Annotated in this window: 14 protein-coding genes; 11 read left to right on the plus strand and 3 right to left on the minus strand. The window is 70.4% G+C overall.

Features of this window, described 5'->3' with window-relative positions; all coding sequences use genetic code 11:
• Positions 1–79 precede the first annotated feature (79 nt).
• The gene (locus tag Ato02nite_RS20285) at positions 80–700 is read left to right on the plus strand and encodes a hypothetical protein (protein WP_213008147.1); all 621 of its coding nucleotides are present in this window, start codon (positions 80–82) and stop codon (positions 698–700) included.
• Positions 701–735: 35 nt separating this feature from the next.
• Here the strand turns inward: Ato02nite_RS20285 and Ato02nite_RS20290 are convergent, their stop codons facing one another.
• The 3 genes from Ato02nite_RS20290 to Ato02nite_RS20300 form a co-directional block, all read right to left on the minus strand.
• Positions 736–2,013, minus strand: a complete 1,278-nt coding sequence (locus Ato02nite_RS20290) for an ABC transporter permease (protein ID WP_213008148.1) — start codon at positions 2,011–2,013, stop codon at positions 736–738.
• A gap of 129 nt (positions 2,014–2,142) precedes the next feature.
• Complete coding sequence (locus Ato02nite_RS20295; protein ID WP_213008149.1) at positions 2,143–2,835, minus strand: ABC transporter ATP-binding protein; 693 nt, start codon at positions 2,833–2,835, stop codon at positions 2,143–2,145.
• Positions 2,832–3,812, minus strand: a complete 981-nt coding sequence (locus Ato02nite_RS20300) for an efflux RND transporter periplasmic adaptor subunit (RefSeq protein WP_246607240.1) — start codon at positions 3,810–3,812, stop codon at positions 2,832–2,834. Before Ato02nite_RS20300 ends, Ato02nite_RS20295 begins: the two co-directional genes overlap by 4 nt.
• Positions 3,813–4,034: 222 nt before the next feature.
• Here Ato02nite_RS20300 and Ato02nite_RS20305 point away from each other — a divergent pair, with 222 nt between their 5' ends.
• From Ato02nite_RS20305 to Ato02nite_RS20350, 10 genes are all read left to right on the plus strand, one after another.
• Positions 4,035–5,582, plus strand: coding sequence for a long-chain-fatty-acid--CoA ligase (locus Ato02nite_RS20305; protein WP_213008150.1), 1,548 nt, complete (start codon positions 4,035–4,037; stop codon positions 5,580–5,582).
• A 126-nt stretch (positions 5,583–5,708) separates the two neighbouring features.
• On the plus strand, positions 5,709–7,016 hold the full coding sequence (locus Ato02nite_RS20310; RefSeq protein WP_213008151.1) for a GlnX family signal transduction membrane protein: 1,308 nt from the start codon (positions 5,709–5,711) through the stop codon (positions 7,014–7,016).
• Complete coding sequence (locus Ato02nite_RS20315; protein WP_213008152.1) at positions 7,016–7,963, plus strand: glutamate ABC transporter substrate-binding protein; 948 nt, start codon at positions 7,016–7,018, stop codon at positions 7,961–7,963. Before Ato02nite_RS20310 ends, Ato02nite_RS20315 begins: the two co-directional genes overlap by 1 nt.
• On the plus strand, positions 7,960–9,144 hold the full coding sequence (locus Ato02nite_RS20320; protein WP_213008153.1) for a hypothetical protein: 1,185 nt from the start codon (positions 7,960–7,962) through the stop codon (positions 9,142–9,144). Before Ato02nite_RS20315 ends, Ato02nite_RS20320 begins: the two co-directional genes overlap by 4 nt.
• Entirely contained in the window at positions 9,141–11,300 is a 2,160-nt protein-coding gene (locus Ato02nite_RS20325; RefSeq protein ID WP_246607241.1) for a serine/threonine-protein kinase, read from the plus strand. Before Ato02nite_RS20320 ends, Ato02nite_RS20325 begins: the two co-directional genes overlap by 4 nt.
• A gap of 15 nt (positions 11,301–11,315) precedes the next feature.
• Positions 11,316–12,254, plus strand: a complete 939-nt coding sequence (locus Ato02nite_RS20330; protein WP_213008154.1) for a PP2C family protein-serine/threonine phosphatase — start codon at positions 11,316–11,318, stop codon at positions 12,252–12,254.
• Between the two features lie 2 nt (positions 12,255–12,256).
• Positions 12,257–13,522 carry a vWA domain-containing protein gene (locus tag Ato02nite_RS20335; RefSeq protein WP_213008155.1) on the plus strand — a complete coding sequence of 422 codons (1,266 nt, stop codon included), beginning with the start codon at positions 12,257–12,259 and terminating at the stop codon, positions 13,520–13,522.
• Positions 13,519–14,163 (plus strand): FHA domain-containing protein, encoded by a 645-nt coding sequence (locus Ato02nite_RS20340; protein WP_213008156.1) that lies wholly within the window; start codon positions 13,519–13,521, stop codon positions 14,161–14,163. Before Ato02nite_RS20335 ends, Ato02nite_RS20340 begins: the two co-directional genes overlap by 4 nt.
• 58 nt (positions 14,164–14,221) lie before the next feature.
• Positions 14,222–14,668, plus strand: coding sequence for a DUF1707 SHOCT-like domain-containing protein (locus tag Ato02nite_RS20345; protein ID WP_213008157.1), 447 nt, complete (start codon positions 14,222–14,224; stop codon positions 14,666–14,668).
• 163 nt (positions 14,669–14,831) lie between these two features.
• Positions 14,832–15,812 (plus strand): ABC transporter substrate-binding protein, encoded by a 981-nt coding sequence (locus tag Ato02nite_RS20350; protein WP_213008158.1) that lies wholly within the window; start codon positions 14,832–14,834, stop codon positions 15,810–15,812.
• The last annotated feature ends 26 nt before the right edge of the window (positions 15,813–15,838 follow it).

The following is a 15,838-nucleotide window of genomic DNA, read 5'->3' on the forward strand; positions in this document are numbered from 1 at the left end:
TACGACCGGTCTCGACTCGGTCCTCAATGGATGCTAGCGTCCAAGATTATCGGCGGAACCCGATATCAAGGGGATATCCATGCACCTTGGGCAGAGCAAGACGGCCCTCCGCAAATTCCGCGTACTTCTGACAGTCGTCCTGTCATTCATCACGGCTTCGGCCACGCCCGCATTCGCGGGAACCGCCTTGCGCAGAATCCTCAGAAAAGCGTCGGTTTTCCTGGCCGTCGTCGTGTCGCTGATCGCGGTTTCGGCCACACCCGCCGCCGCCGGAGGCTTCTACTATCGCAACTATTACTTTTTCGGATCGAGTCCGAACACTCTGAGAACCATGCAGGGCGACATCTCCGTCTGGTGGGATCCGGGTTCACCTCGCCACCTCGATGTCGCCATCCACGTATACATCGACAAGTCCTTCGAGACCTACGCCGACCGGTGCGCGATGAAACTGGCCGGTCAGCTCATGGATCTCAACGGCAACGTGTGGAACGTCCCGGATGTGGCGTTCACCTGTAACGAAGCCCTGGACACCATCGGCAACAAGGGTGCCGGCGATTCGCTGTTGCGACACAGCCTCATCAGCGACACGAACGCGGCCTGGATCAGGCCATATGTCTGCGTCTACCTCTACTACACCTCCGATCCCACGGTGAGTAAGTGCGCGGGCGACGGCGCCTGGATGCAGTACAACGGAGGCTGAACCGGGGGCGCCTGGCGACGGGCCGAGGCCCCTCGTCAGGCGCGCATGACGGTGGCGATCGGGATGCCGGCCGCGCGCAAGGCCGGCACGAAGCCGCCGAGAACGCCCGCGATGATGCCGGCCAGGATGCCGGCCACGCCGGCCTCCCAGGGGAACTGGACGTTGTGCAGCAACGGTTCGGAGTCGCCGATCAGCATCGAGACGGCCTTGAGGCCGGCCACGCACACGCCGATCGCGGCCGCCGCCGTGAGCAGGCCGGTCAGCAGGGTTTCGGCCAGGACTATGCCGGCCAGGAGTGTTCGTGGGGTGCCCACGGCTCGGCGCAGGGCGAACTCCTCGATGCGTTCGCCGACGGTGGCCAGGCCCACGTTGAGGATGCCGGCCACGCCGATGAGCAGCACCAGGCCGGCCATCGAGAAGAAGATCAGCCGCATCAGCGTCAGTTCCTTCTGGCGGTGCTTGCGGGATTCCACGGTGGAGACGTAGGTCTCGACGCCCACGCCGCGCAGGCGGGTCGTCAGCACCTGCTCCACCGGCGTGGACGGGGCCAGCAGCACCCGCATCTCGGCGCCGCCGTTGCCCAGGCTGGCCGGGGACAGCCAGTTGGTGAGCTCGTCGAGGCGGACGTAGGCGCGGGGCTGCGGGTCGCCGTCGTCGACGACGCCGATGAACTGCGGGGTCAGGTTGGCGGAAGCGCCGGTGACCCGCATCTCGGCGGGGACCCGGTAGCGGTCGAAGCCCTTCGCGGCCTCCTGGTTCAGCACCAGGTGCGGGGCCATCGCCGGCATGGTGGAGAAGTCGAGCCATCGGCCGGACTGCTGGGTGAACGGCCGGAAGACCCGCACGTCGCCGGTCAGGGCGGTCAGGCGCACCTCGATGGCCGCGCCCTCCGGACCATTGCTGGTGTCCGGCTCGCAGCGGCCGTCGCCGTAGCAGACCATGCCGCCGCCCCAGTCCTCGTCGATCGGTGAGCCGCCCTCGTTGACCGGGCGGACACCGGGCTCGCCGACGATCGCCGAGACAGCCAGCGTGGCGACCCCGTCGGCGCGGCCACGCAGCGTGCTGATCACGATGTCGGCGGCCTTCGGCTCGGGGGGCATGTCGACGATCCGGGTGCCGTCGATGCCGTCGGTGAGCTGCAGGTCGGCGAGCAGGGCTTTCTCGGCGATGCTGGCGCCGGCCTGGACGACCACCACCGCGGAGACGCCGAGGAAGAGGCTGACCATGGACAGCAGGGTGCGCAGTTTCCGGGCGCGGATGCCCTGCAGGCCGATGATCAGCGACGAGCGGAAACGGCCGGAGAACCTTCTCATGCTGCCTTTCCTTCAGGGAGCGAAAGACCAAAAACGCGATCATGACGCTCGCTTCGCTCGGTCATGCCGCCCTACCTACAGAAAAGAGCGAAAAACCAAAAACGCGATCATGACGCTCGCTTCGCTCGGTCATGCCGCCACCCGCTCGGTGAGTACGCCGGCGTCCAGGTCGAGGATGCGGCCCATCCGGGCGGCGTGGTCGCGGTCGTGGGTGACCAGGATCAGGCCGCAGCCGCGGGTGGTCGCGGCGAGGAGCGCGTCGATGACCAGGGCGCCGGTCTCGGTGTCGAGGGCGCCGGTGGGTTCGTCGGCCAGCAGCACCCGGGGGCTGCGGACGAGGGCACGGGCGATGGCGACCCGTTGCTGCTCGCCGCCGGACATCCGGGCGGGGCGGTTCTTCGCGAGGTGGGCGATGCCGACGAGGTCGAGGGCTTCGAGCACGCGGGCCCGGCGTTCCCGGCGGGGCAGCCAGCCCTGGCCGTTGACCAGGGCCATCGCCACGTTCTGCGCGGCGGTCAGGTGCTTGAGCAGGAAGAAGCGCTGGAACACGAAGCCGAAGTGGGAGCTGCGCAGCTTGGCGGCCCGGCGCTCGGGGAGGCGGCTGATGTCCTGGCCGGCCAGTTCGTACTGTCCCGAGTCGGCCCGGTCGAACAGGCCGATCACGCTGAGCAGGGTGCTCTTGCCGGAGCCGGAGCGGCCCACGATGGCGACGCTCTCGCCGGCCGCCACGGTCAGGTCGACGCCGTCGAGGATGGTGCGGGGTTCCTGCTGGCCCTTGAGCACCTTGGTGATGCCGGTCAGCCGGATCAGCGGGTCGGTCATCCCACGGCTCCGGACGGGCCCTGCTGGCCGGGGGCCGCCGTCGGCAGGTCGGGGCCGGGCACGGCGATGGTCTCGTCGCCGCGCAGGCCCTTGCGGATCTCGATCACCTTGCCGTCGGTGAGGCCGAGGGTGACGTCGACGGTCTTGCGGGTGCGGTCCTCGCCGACCACGTCGACCTTGCCCTTGCCCTGGATGCCGGCGACCGCTTCCACCGGCAGGACGAGGACGTGCGAGGCCTTCGCGGTGACCACGTCGAGGGTGACCGACGCGCCGTTGATGAGCTTGATCTCCTCGGGGGCGGTGCAGACCAGCTGCAGGCCGGTCGGTTCCGAGCCGGCCGGTGCCGAGTCGCCTTCCGGAACGGGGGCACTGGGGGCGCCGGACGGAGCCGGGCTGGGCGGCGGCGGTTCCGGGATGGTCCCGGCCGGCAGGGCGGCGATCGTGCCGAGGGCGGTGCACTCGAACGGGCCGGGCCCGTTGGTGATCTGCCCGCGGACGGTCTTGACCGCGCCGGCGATCCGGTAGGCCTGGGCGCTGTCGATGTCGGCGACGATGCCGTACCCGGCGTAGCGGGCGGAGACGACCGGCATCCCGGCGGTCACGTCGGAGCGGTCGTCCAACAGCCGGCCGGCCAGGATCGAGTCCTTCGGGATCTCGACCCGGCGGGGCACCCCGTCGTTCCAGATCGACGCCACCCAGATCGGCCGGGTCGACGCGGTCTTGGACGGCTGCCGGTCCACGTACCGCAGTTCGCCGTCGACCGGCGCGACGATGCCGAAGACCGGGTTGATGGTGACCTTCCCGGCCAGGCTGATCTGGTTGGTGAGGTCCTGCCGGGTCGGCTTCACCGTGGTCACGACCGTGCCGCGCGCTTCCAGGCCGGGTGTCTGCGCCGCCTCACCGGACGAGCTGCACCCGCAGAGTACGGCGCCCGCCGCCACCAGCACACCCACCCGGGCAAGCCTGCCTCTGTCCACGGATCGTTCCCTCCGGTGAAGTCCCCAGCCGCCCGGCAGAAACCCGGAGAAGCCATGGATCATCGACGATCCGGCGCGGCGGAGCAGAGGTTACAGCGATCATGCAAGCCCCGAGGCCCGGCGCAGACGTGAAACACCGGCGAAACGGAGGGTTCTTACAGGTAGGCCCGGCATGCTCGAATGAGACCGGGGCCACACCGGGATCATGGAAGGAACGACGGCATGCTCAACCTCTCCGTCCTGCTGGAGGACAGCGCTCGCAACTATCCGGAGCGGGTGGCGGTCGTCCTCGGGGAAACGCGGCTCACCTACGCCCAGGTCGACGCGGCGGCCAACCAGGTGGCCGGCCTGCTGGTCGAGCGGGGCATCCGGCCGGGTGACAAGGTCGCCCTCTCCTGCCCCAACCTGCCGTACTTCCCGGTGGTCTACTACGGCATCCTGAAGGCGGGTGCGGTGGTCGTCCCGCTGAACGTGCTGCTCAAGGGCCGCGAGATCGCGTACCACCTGGCCGACTCGGACGCCAAGGCCTACTTCTGCTTCCAGGGCACCCCGGAGTTGCCGATGGGCGCCGAGGGTCACGCCGGGTTCGAGCAGACCGACGGCTGCGAGCACTTCTTCCTGATCACCGCCGACCCGGCCGCGCCGAGCACGGTCGAGGGCGCCGAGACGCTCGGCCGGGGGATGAACGGCAGGCCGCCGGTGTTCGAGTCGGTGCTGCTGCCGGAGACCGACCCGGCCGTCATCCTCTACACCAGCGGCACGACCGGGCAGGCCAAGGGCGCCGAGCTGAGCCACTCCAACCTGATCCTCAACGCGCTCACCTGCAACCGGCTGTTCCGGAGCAGCCCGGGCACCGACACGCACCTGCTGGTGCTGCCGCTGTTCCACTCGTTCGGCTCGACGGTGAACATGAACGCCGGTTTCGCCACCGCCTCGACGCTGGTGCTGTTGCCCCGGTTCGACGCGGCCGCCGCCGTGCAACTGCTGGAAAAGGAGAACGTGACGTTCTTCGCGGGCGTGCCGACGATGTACTGGGGGCTGCTCAACGCGCTCACCGAGGGCGTCGACGTCGAGCGGATCGCGAGCAACATGCGGGTCGCCGTGGCCGGCGGGTCCAGCCTGCCGGTCGAGATCATCAAAGCGGTCAAGGAACGCTTCGGGGTGACCATCCTCGAGGGGTACGGCCTGTCCGAGACCTCGCCGGTGGCCACGTTCAGCGACCCGAACAGCGAGCCCCGCCCGGGTTCGATCGGCATTCCGATCTGGGGTGTCGAGGTGAAGCTGATCGACGAGCAGTGGAACACCATCGACGGCGTCGACGAGATCGGCGAGATCGCGATCCGCGGCCACAACATCATGCGCGGCTACTACGGGCGGCCGGAGGCGACCGCCGAGGTCATCAAGGATGGCTGGTTCCGCAGCGGTGACCTGGGCCGGCGCGACAAGGACGGCTTCTACTACATCGTCGACCGGGCCAAAGACATGATCATCCGGGGTGGCTTCAACGTCTATCCGCGGGAGATCGAGGAGGTCCTGATGACGCACGAGGCGGTCTCCCTGGCCGCGGTCATCGGGGTGCCGCACCCGAGTCACGGCGAGGAGGTCAAGGCGTTCGTGATCCTCAACCAGGGCGCCACGGTCACCGAGGACGAGCTCGTGGCCTGGGGCAAGGAGCAGATGGCGGCGTACAAATACCCCCGCGTCGTCGCCATCGTCGAGTCGCTGCCGATGACGGCCACCGGAAAGCTGCTCAAGCGCGCGCTGAGCTAAGCACACACGGTCAGCCGGAGGCGCCCGGTGGGGGGACCCCGCCGGGCGCCGCCCGTCCGTAGACTCGGCGCCTTGCGCGGATACCGCACAGTAGGACGGGCGGTGGCACGGCCCGACGGAGGAAGCTTGAGCACAGCCTTGGAGGCCCGGCCCACGCCGGCAACGCAGGTCAGAACGCGGACGGCAGGACGCGGCCCGGTCACGCGGCTGAAAGCGTTGCGGCGCACGTCGCCCGGCCGGCTTCAGCTGATGCTGGCCGCCCTGATCGGGCTGGGCCTGCTCACCGGTCTCCTGGCGGGCATCACCGGCCAGCAGGCGCAGGCCGGCACCACCGATCTCGGCAACCGCGCCCAGCCGCTGCTGGCCGAGGCCGAGACGATCTACGCCAACCTGGCCGACGCCGACACCACGGCGGCCCAGGCGTTCCTGGCCGGTGGCCTCGAACCGGCCACGCTCACCGACCGCTACAACGACGACCTGACCAGGGCGACCACCGCGCTCACCGAGGCGGCCCGGCTGACCCCGGAGGGCAGCGCGGCCGCCGAGTCGGTGCGGTCGATCTCGACCGGCCTGGCCCGCTACACCGCGCTGGTGGCCACGGCCCGGGCCGACAACCGCCAGGGACTCCCGGTCGGATCGTCCTATCTGTCGTCCGCCTCGGAGCTCAACCGCACCACCCTGCTGCCCGAGGCGAAGAAGCTGTTCGACTCGGCGCAGCAGGAGGTCCGCGACGGGTACGGCGATGCGGCGGGCGGCTGGTGGTCGGGCTTCTTCGCGCTGCTGATCCTGGTCCTGCTCGGCGCCCTGCTGCTGGCCCAGCGGTACCTGAGCCGGCACACCCACCGCACGTTCAACGTTCCGCTGGTGGCCGCCACCGTCCTCACCCTTCTCCTCGGCTTCGGCACCGCCACCGTCCTGCTGACCCAGAACCGGCATCTCAACCAGGCCGAGGACACCGGCTCCACCCCGGTCGCGCAGCTCGCCGAGGCTCGCATCCTGGCCCTGCAGGAGCGCGGCGACGAGGCGCTGACCCTGGCCATGCACGGCAGCAGCGACGAACCCGAGAAACGCTGGCAGGCCGCGGACCCGCGGTTGCGCGCGGCCCTGAGCAACACCTACCTGCCCGGCGCGACGTCGGGCAGCTACGACGCCTACGCCGCCGCCCACGAGCAGATCCGCAAGCTCGACGGGCAGGACGGCAACTACGACGGCGCGGTGAAACTGGCCGTCGGCAAGGACACCACGGCCAAGTTCGAGCAGGTCACCGCCGACCTCAGCACCGCGCTCGACCAGCGCAAGGACGCGTTCACCACGGAGATCGACAAGGCCGGTGGCGGCCTGGTCGTGCTGGCGATCCTCGGGCCCCTGGTGGCCCTGGCGATCTGCGCGCTGGCGTTCGCCGGCATCCGGGCCCGGCTGGAGGAGTACCGCTGATGCGCCGCACGATCACCACCCTCGCCACGGCCGCGCTGACCCTCGCGCTTGCCGCGTGTTCCGGCGACGCGTCCCCGCTGCCCGGCAGCACTGCCCAGCCGGCACCGGAGACCAGCACCTCGGCCGCCGCCCCGGACACCTCGTGCAACGCGCGGGCCAGCCTCCGGCCGTCCGGTGCACTCCCCGAGCCGGGCAACATGCCGGCCGGCAGTTACATGGCCACGATCCAGAAGCGCGGCCGGCTCATCCTCGGCACCAGCCAGGACACCCTGCTGTTCTCCTCCCGCAACCCGTTCAACGGCCAGGTCGAGGGCTTCGACGTGGATATGGGCCGGCAGCTCGCCCAGGCGATCTTCGGCGACCCGAACAAACTGCAGATCAAGGTCATCGGGTACGACAAGCGGGTGAGCTCGGTGCGGGACGGCGACGTCGACGTCGTCGCCGACACGATGACCGCGAACTGCTCCCGGTGGAAGGACGTCAACTTCTCCACCATCTACTACGAGGCCGGCCAGCGCGTACTCGTCTCGAAGGACTCGAAGGCGACGAAGATCGAGGACCTCGGCGGCAAGAAGGTCTGCTCGGCGGCCGGTTCCACGTCGTTCCTCAACATCCAGGCCGTGACGACGAAGCCGATCGCGGTGGCGAAACCGGCCTTCGGCGACTGCCTGGTGGCGTTCCAGCAGAACGAGGTCGACGCGATCTCCACCGACGACACCATCCTGGCCGGCATGGCCGCCCAGGACCCGTACGCCAAGGTGGTGGGGGAGAAATTCACCGAGGAGCCGTACGGCATGGCTCTGTCGCAGAACTATCCCGAGTTCACCCGGTTCGTGAACGCGGTGCTGGAGAAGAACCGGGCCAACGGCACCTGGACCGCCACGTACAACAAATGGCTGGGCAGTTTCGGCGCGGCCCCGAAGCCGCCGGCGGCGCAGTACCGATGACCGACCTCGCGCCGGCCGACGCCGAGCTGCTCCGCCTCGAGACGGCCCTGACCGCGATAGCCGCGAACCTGGTCGATCTGGACGACAACCCGGCCCGCAAAGATCTGGACAAGACCCGGCTCACCGGAAAAACGGCCGCCGAATGGGCCGACGCCACCGACGCGCTGACCCAGCTGTGGGACGGCTACCGCATGCTCACCGAGCTCACCGGCCAGGCGCGGCAGAAGCGGGACCAGCGCAAACTCAGCGAGACCGAACGCGCCGAGCTGAAGCACCAGGTGCTCGGCCGGTCGATCACGCTGTCCACGACGACCGTTCCGCTGGCCCAGCGCGGCCTGCTCGGCAACAGCCAGGTGCACACCACCTGCTCCCCGGCCGAGCTGCTGTCGGCGATGGAGGCCGCGTTCCGCACCGCGGTGTCGGTGGTGACCCAGGCCGGCGACGTGTGGCAACGGCTGCTCCCGGCCGCCGCCGACGCGACCGCGGCGGTGGACAACGTGCGGGTGCTGGTCCGGCTGGCCGGCAGCGGCACGGCCACGATCGACGAGGCCGACCGGCGGCTCGGCGCCTTCACCAAGACCCTCGCGAGCGATCCGCTCGGCGTGGACCCGGCCGAGCTGGACGCCGTACGCTCCCTGGTCGCCCGGGCCGACGCCGAGCGCACCTCGGTCGCCGAGCTGCGGGATTCCCTCACCCAGCGGCTGGCCGACGCCCGCCGCCTGGCCGCCGAGCTCACCGAGGCGGCGAACGCCGCCGGCAAGGCGGCGGAGGCCGCGGCGGACCGCTTCCGGGATCAGGACATCCGGACGGTACGCGGACCGGACCTGCGCCCGGATCTGGCCGCCATCGACGCGCTGGCCGCGGCCGGGCACTGGCCGTTGATCGGGGCCAAGCTGGCCGACTGGACCCGCCGCGCCCGGGAACGCCTGGCCGGTTTGCACCAGGCCGCCGCGCACAACACCGGCCTGCTGAGCACCCGCAACGAGCTGCGCGGACGCCTCGACGCCTACCAGGCGAAGGCGCTGCGCCGCGGCCTCGGCGAAAGTACCGAGCTGACTCCCCTGGCCGAGAAGGCCCGCACTGCGTTATACACGGCACCATGTGATCTTGAGGCGGCCCGCGCGGCCGTCAACGCCTACCAGGATGCGCTCACCGCCACGATCGCGAGGGAAGGCCGATGAAGTGCGAACGTGACTGTCCCGGAACCATCGAGGACGGCTACTGCGACACGTGCGGGATGGCTCCGGCGGCCGGGGTGAAAACCGCCACCCGGGCTACCGCTCCTTCACAGCGGACGGCGGCGCTGTCCACCCGTACCGGAGGAAGCGGCCGGACCGGCAGCTCCCGCACCGGATCGCGGCGCCGCCGGTTCGGCGGCGGCCTGGTCGACGTCGTCCCGATCGTGCAGGCCGACCCGGCCACCGCCGTGATGGCGAAGGCCGAGGTCCCCGAGGAGAAGCGCTACTGCGCGAAGTGCGGCAACCCGGTCGGCCGGGCCCGCGGCGACCGCGAGGGGCGTACCTCCGGCTTCTGCCCGTCCTGCGGCGAGGGGTTCAACTTCACCCCGAAGCTGGTCAAGGGCGACCTGGTCGGCGGGCAATATGAGGTGGTCGGCGCCCTCGCACACGGCGGTCTTGGCTGGATCTACCTGGCCGTCGACAAGAACGTCTCGGACCGCTGGGTGGTGCTCAAGGGCCTGCTGAACTCCGGCGACGAGGACGCCCTGGCGGCCGCGGTGGCCGAGCGGCGGTTCCTGGCCGAAGTCGAGCACCCGGCGATCGTCAAGATCTACAACTTCGTCGAGCACGACGGCGCCGGCTACATCGTGATGGAGTATGTCGGCGGGCAGTCACTCAAGGACATGCTCAAGAAGCGCCGGCCCGAGCCGCTGCCGGTCGACCAGGCGCTCGCGTTCGTCCTGGAGATCATGCCGGCGTTCGGCTACCTGCACGACCGCGGGCTGATCTTCTGCGACTTCAAGCCGGACAACGTGATCCAGTCCGGTGACCAGATGAAGCTGATCGACCTCGGCGGTGTCGTGCACATCGACGACATGGACGCGGCGCTTTACGGCACCGTCGGTTACCAGGCGCCGGAGATGGCCACCGACGGCCCGTCGATCGCCTCCGACATCTTCACCATCGGCCGCACCCTGGCCGTGCTCACCACCGACTTCCGGGGTTACCAGAGCACGTTCAAGGACAGCCTGCCGGAGCGCGGCGAATTCGAGGTCTACCAGCGCTACGAGTCGTTCTACCGGCTGCTGCAGCGGGCCACCATGCTCAGCCCGGCCGAGCGGTTCGTCGACTCCGGCGAGATGACCGACCAGATGCTCGGCGTCCTGCGCCAGGTGCTCGCGGCCGCCGACGGCAAGCCGCGGCCGAGCACCTCGCGACTGTTCACCGGCGAGCTGCGCACCGATCTGAAGGCGGACCTCCCGCGCTGGCAGGACCTGCCCACCCCGATGATCGACCTGACCGACCCGGCCGCCGCGTTCCTGGCCTCGGTCACCGTCACCGACCCGGCCGAGGTGCTCGCGCTGCTGGCGAACGCGCCCGAGGACACCGTCGAGGTCCGGCTGCGGGAACTGCGCGCCCACATCGACCTGGGGGTGCGCGACAACGACCTCGGCCCGGCCGCGGCCAAGCGGGACGAACTGCTCGCGTCGGACGGTGCCGACTGGCGGGTCGCCTGGTACGACGGCCTGCTCGCGCTCGCGAACGAGCGCTACGACCAGGCGCGGCAGCGGTTCGACGCGGTGTACTCGGCGCTGCCCGGCGAACTCGCCCCGCAGCTCGCGATCGGGCTCACCCTCGAACTGGCCGGGGACCCGGCCGCGGCCGGTTACTACGACGTGGTCAGCCGCACCGACCCGGCGTACACGACGGCGGCGGCCGGGCTGGCCCGCTGCCGGCTCGGCGCCGGCGACCGCAGTGGCGCCGTCGAGGCGTACAACCGGGTGCCCGGCACCTCGTCGGCCTACCGCAGTTCGCAGGTCGGCGCGGTCCGCGCCCTGGTGCGGGCGCACCCGTCGGCCGCCGCCGACGTCACCTCGCTGGCCGCCGCCGCGGCCCTCATCGAACGCCTCGAGATCGAGGCGGCGCAGCTCGCCGCACTCCGCGCCGAGCTGCTCGAACAGGCCCTCCAGTCGGTGACCAGCGGCCGGGCGCTGCCGGCCGCCGTGCTCGGCCCGACCCGCAGCGGTGAGGTGCGCGAGCGCGACGTCCGGTTCGCCCTGGAGACCGCCTACCGCGAGATGGCCCAGGCCGCGCACGGCCCCGAACGGATCCGCCTGGTGGATCTCGCGAACGCGTCCCGCCCCCGGACGCGCACGTAACTGGAACGAGGCACCATGACGATGACGGACTGCGCCTCGTGCGCCGACGAGCGAGCCGCCGGCGCGGCGTTCTGCGAAGCCTGCGGGAACTCTCTCGCCGTCGCTGACCCTTGCCCGAACTGTGGCTACCCCGGCGGAGTAGGCGCCGACGGCTACTGCGAACGCTGCGGGATGCTGGCCGGCCGCCCCCGCGACCACCTGGAGAGCGACTGCGGCGACATCGCCGCCGCCGTCACCGACCGCGGCCGGCGGCACCACCGCAACGAGGACGCCATGTGGCTGGCCGTCCGCGGCACCGACGTCGACGTGGTGGTCAGCGACGGCGTCTCCGCGTCGTTCGACCCCGACGTCGCGTCCGAGGCCGCCGTCAACACCGCCGGCGCGCTGCTCGGCGCGGCACCCGACGTGGCCAAGGCCATCCTCGCCGCCAAGGACGCGGTCGCCGACCTCGTCAAGGACGGCGACCCGCGCCGGGCCGCGTCCAACCCGGCCTGCACGATCGTGGTGGCGACCGTCCGGGGCACCGAGATCAACATCGGCTGGGTCGGTGACAGCCGGGCCTACTGGCTGCCCGCCGAAGGACCGGCCGAGCAACTCACCGAGGACGACTCGTGGGCCACCCACGCCATCTCGATGGGCGCCGACCCGGAGGCCGCGATGCGCGACCCGAAGGCGCACGCGATCACCGCGTGGCTCGGCGCCGACGCCGGGCCGGTGCAGCCGCGCACCGGCGCGTTCACCGTGATCGGCCCCGGTCACCTGATCCTGTGCAGCGACGGTCTGTGGAACTACCTCACCGACCCGGCCGATTTCGGTGCCGTGGTGCGGGAGAGGTTGCGCGAGGGCGGCACTCTGATCGATGCCGCCCGCGGTCTGGCTTCGTTCGCGAACGAGGCCGGCGGCGCAGACAACATCACGGTCGCGCTCGTGCCCGTCAGCAATCTCAAGGAGTAGGAATGCCGTACACCGCCGAGGCCTTCCAGAACGAATTCCTCGCGCTGGGCGCGACCGAGGTCAACGCGATCGTCACGGTCACGTCGTCCGGCGCCGAGGGCGGCCGGCGCACCTCGGGTGCCACCGAGATCATCATCGTCGACGCGTCCGGGTCGATGCAGGCCGAGGGGCGCATCCACGCCGCCCGGCAGGCCGCCAAGACCGCCGTCGAGTGCATCGACGACGGCGTCCACTTCGCCATCATCGCCGGCGTCAGCACCGCCCAGCAGCTGTTCCCCGCCCCCGGCCAGCTCGCCGTCTCCGCACCGCAGACGCGGGCCGAGGCGATCCGCTCGATCGACCGGCTGCAGGCCAGCGGCGGCACCGCGATGGGCGCCTGGCTGCTGCTCGCCGCCCAGCTGTTCGCGCAGCGCCCCGGCGACATCGCGCACGCGATCCTGCTCACCGACGGCGACAACGGCGAGCGCGCCGGCTACCTGGAGCAGGTCCTCGCCTCGATCGCCGGCAAGTTCACCTGCGACAGCCGCGGCGTCGGGGTCAACTGGAAGGTCTCCGAACTCCGCAAGATCGCCGACGCGCTGCTCGGCACCGTCGACATCGTCGCCAACCCGGCCGGGCTGGCCGCCGCGTTCGAGCAGATGATGACCAAGGCGATGGGCAAGACCAGCGCCGACGTGCAGCTCAAGGTGTGGACCCCGGTCAACTCGACGGTCCGCTTCGTCAAGCAGGTCGAGCCCGAGGTGGCCGACCTGACCGGCAAGCGCGTCGAGGACGGCCCCCGGGCCGGCCGCTACCCGCTCGGCTCCTGGGGTGCCGAGAGCCGCGACTACCACGTCTGCGTCGACGTGCAGCCCGGCGCGGCCGGCGACGAGATGCTCGCCGCCCGCATCTCGGTCGTCGAGGGCGACACCGTGCACGCGCAGTCCCTGGTCCGGGCGGTGTGGACCGAGGACACCGCGCTCTCCACCCGGATCAACCGGCAGGTCGCCCACTACACCGGGCAGGCCGAGCTGGCCGAGACGATCCAGGCCGGCATCGAGGCCCGCAAGGCCGGCGACGACCGCACCGCGACCATCAAGTTCGGCCGGGCCGCCCAGCTCGCCCACGCCAGCGGCAACAAGGCCACCGAGGAACTCCTGGCCACCGTCGTCGACATCGAGGACGCGGCGACCGGCACGGTGCGGCTGCGGCGCAAGGTCGAGGCCGCCGACGAGATGGCCCTGGACACCCGCTCCACCAAGACCGTCCGGGTCGGGCGGGCCCAGTGACCACCTACACCTGCCCGAAGGGGCATGCGTCCGGCACCGACGACTTCTGCGACGAGTGCGGCGCGAAGATCGGCGGCACGGCGTCGATCCCCGCGGCCGCGCCCCCGGCCGCGGCCCCGGCCGCGGCTTCGCCGCCATGCCCCCACTGCGGGGCACCCCGGGCGGGCGCGTCACGCTTCTGTGAGGATTGCGGGTACGACCACAGCACCGGCAAAGTGCCTACGCTGACCGCGCCCCCGGCCGTGGCGACCCCGGTGACCGGGCAGTGGACGGCGACGATCGCGGCCGACCGGGCGTACTTCGAGGAGAACGCGATCGAGGGCGTCACCTTCCCGGCCGAGGCACCGGAACGCACCGTCACCCTGCCCGCGCCGCAGGTCCGCATCGGCCGGCGCAGCACGTCGAAGGGCACCGACCCGGAGATCGACCTGGCCGACTCCGACCCCGGCGTCTCGCACAGCCACGCGCTGCTGACCCTGAGCGTGGACGGGGTGTGGCTGGTCTCCGACCTGGGCTCGACCAACGGCACCTACCTCAACGCCGAGCAGCAGCCGCTCGGCGCCGGCCAGACCCGGCAGCTCAAGGGCGGCGACCAGGTGCACGTCGGCGCCTGGACCACGATCACCCTGCACGCCCCGTAAGCCGGATTTATCGCCGAACCCCGGCCGGGCCGGGCCGAGGCGGGATACCTTCCCGGACGTGGTGAGAGATCACCGGGTCGGTCCGGCCGAGCGCACCCAGGTGCTCGGCCTGCTCGGCAACGCCTTCGAGGCCGGGGTGCTACCGGTCGGCGACTACGACGCCCGGGTGACCGCGGTCGGCACCGCCACCCACGCGTCCCAGCTGCGACTGCAGATCTCCGACCTGCCACCGGCGTACGCCTGGGGTGAGCTGCCGCCGCTCCCGCCGGAAGCGACCCCGGCCTCCGGCCGGATCGCGCTGGTCCTCGGCATCGCCTCGGTGCCGATGTCGGTCTGCGGCATCGGCTTCCTGCTCGGCCTGCTCGCGGTGATCGCCAGCCGCGGTGGCGGCCCGGAACCGGGCGGTCCGCGGGTGACCCCGGCGTTGATCGGCCGGATCTTCGGCTTCATCGGCATCGCGCTGTCGATCGTCGCGGTGGTGGCCGTCCTGATCGCTCGCCCCTGAGCCTCCACAGTGGCCGGAGCCTTGACTCGACGGTTGAGAGCGTTAACATCCATTCTTGCCATGGCTGAAATGCCGGTGAAACATACCGGCATTCGGCACAAGGGCCACTCCCCCTGGCCCGGTCTTGTCACGGCATGGCGATGGGACGAACGGGGGACGAACCATGCTCAAACCGATTGCCGCCGCACTGCACATCATGTTGATAGCGACGGCCTTGACGGCCTGCACGAACAATTCGGACGCGGAAATTCAGCCGGCCCGGAAGGGCCAGATCACCATCGGCTTCTCGCAGATCGGGGAATCGAGCCGCTGGCGGGCCGCCAACACGCGATCGATCCAGGACGCGGCCAGAATCCAGAACGTCCGGCTGATCTTCTCGGTGGCCGGGCTCAGCCAGCAGAAACAGATTTCTGACATCCAGAGCTTCATCCTGCAGAAGGTGGACGTCATCGCCTTCTCCCCGGTGGTGGAGGCGGGCTGGGACGATGTGCTCCGCGCGGCCAAGGCCGCGAAAATCCCGGTGATCCTGACCGACCGGGCAATCCGGACGGAAGACCCGTCGCTGTTCACGTCGTCCCTGGGCTCGGACTTCATCAGCGAGGGAATCAGCGCGGCGGTCTGGACGAAGAACGAATTCCGCAAGGCGCCCGGCCCGGTGAACGTCGTCGAGTTGAGCGGCACTCCCGGCTCGGCCCCGGCGATCCAGCGGCGGGCCGGTTTCCTGGAGGGCATCGACGGCGACACCAAATTCAAAATAATCTCGTCCCGTACGGCGAACTTCTCCCGGGCCGACGGGAAGCGCGTCATGGCCGAGCTGCTCCGGTCGCACGACGACATCGACGTGGTCTTCGCCCAGAACGACGACATGGGTCTCGGCGCCGTCACGGCCATCGAGGAGGCCGGCAAACGACCCGGGAAAGACATCAAGATCGCCACCATCGACGCGATCCACGACGGTCTCGTGGCACTGTCCAACGGAAAGATAAATTTCATCGCCGAATGCAACCCGCTGGTCGGCCCGCAGTTGATGGAACTCATCCAGGACGTGTTCCTCGGCATCCCCGTGCCCAAGCGGGTGGACACCCGGGAAACGGTCTTCTTCCGAGAGAACGTCGACCAATACATCAACGACCGTAAGTATTAGTCGTGCGTCGGCCCGGCGCCCTGACT

The organism is Paractinoplanes toevensis (genome assembly GCF_018332695.1).
Lineage (GTDB): Bacteria > Actinomycetota > Actinomycetes > Mycobacteriales > Micromonosporaceae > Actinoplanes > Actinoplanes toevensis.

Excerpts from the sequence above, each read along its gene's own strand:
- Ato02nite_RS20350 (WP_213008158.1), top strand. The coding sequence starts at position 14,832 with ATGCTCAAACCGATTGCCGCCGCACTGCACATCATGTTGATAGCGACG.
- Ato02nite_RS20315 (WP_213008152.1), top strand. The coding sequence starts at position 7,016 with ATGCGCCGCACGATCACCACCCTCGCCACGGCCGCGCTGACCCTCGCG.
- Ato02nite_RS20295 (WP_213008149.1), bottom strand. The coding sequence starts at position 2,835 with ATGACCGACCCGCTGATCCGGCTGACCGGCATCACCAAGGTGCTCAAG.
- Ato02nite_RS20320 (WP_213008153.1), top strand. The coding sequence starts at position 7,960 with ATGACCGACCTCGCGCCGGCCGACGCCGAGCTGCTCCGCCTCGAGACG.
- Ato02nite_RS20330 (WP_213008154.1), top strand. The coding sequence starts at position 11,316 with ATGACGATGACGGACTGCGCCTCGTGCGCCGACGAGCGAGCCGCCGGC.
- Ato02nite_RS20305 (WP_213008150.1), top strand. The coding sequence starts at position 4,035 with ATGCTCAACCTCTCCGTCCTGCTGGAGGACAGCGCTCGCAACTATCCG.
- Ato02nite_RS20325 (WP_246607241.1), top strand. The coding sequence starts at position 9,141 with ATGAAGTGCGAACGTGACTGTCCCGGAACCATCGAGGACGGCTACTGC.
- Ato02nite_RS20335 (WP_213008155.1), top strand. The coding sequence starts at position 12,257 with ATGCCGTACACCGCCGAGGCCTTCCAGAACGAATTCCTCGCGCTGGGC.
- Ato02nite_RS20285 (WP_213008147.1), top strand. The coding sequence starts at position 80 with ATGCACCTTGGGCAGAGCAAGACGGCCCTCCGCAAATTCCGCGTACTT.
- Ato02nite_RS20290 (WP_213008148.1), bottom strand. The coding sequence starts at position 2,013 with ATGAGAAGGTTCTCCGGCCGTTTCCGCTCGTCGCTGATCATCGGCCTG.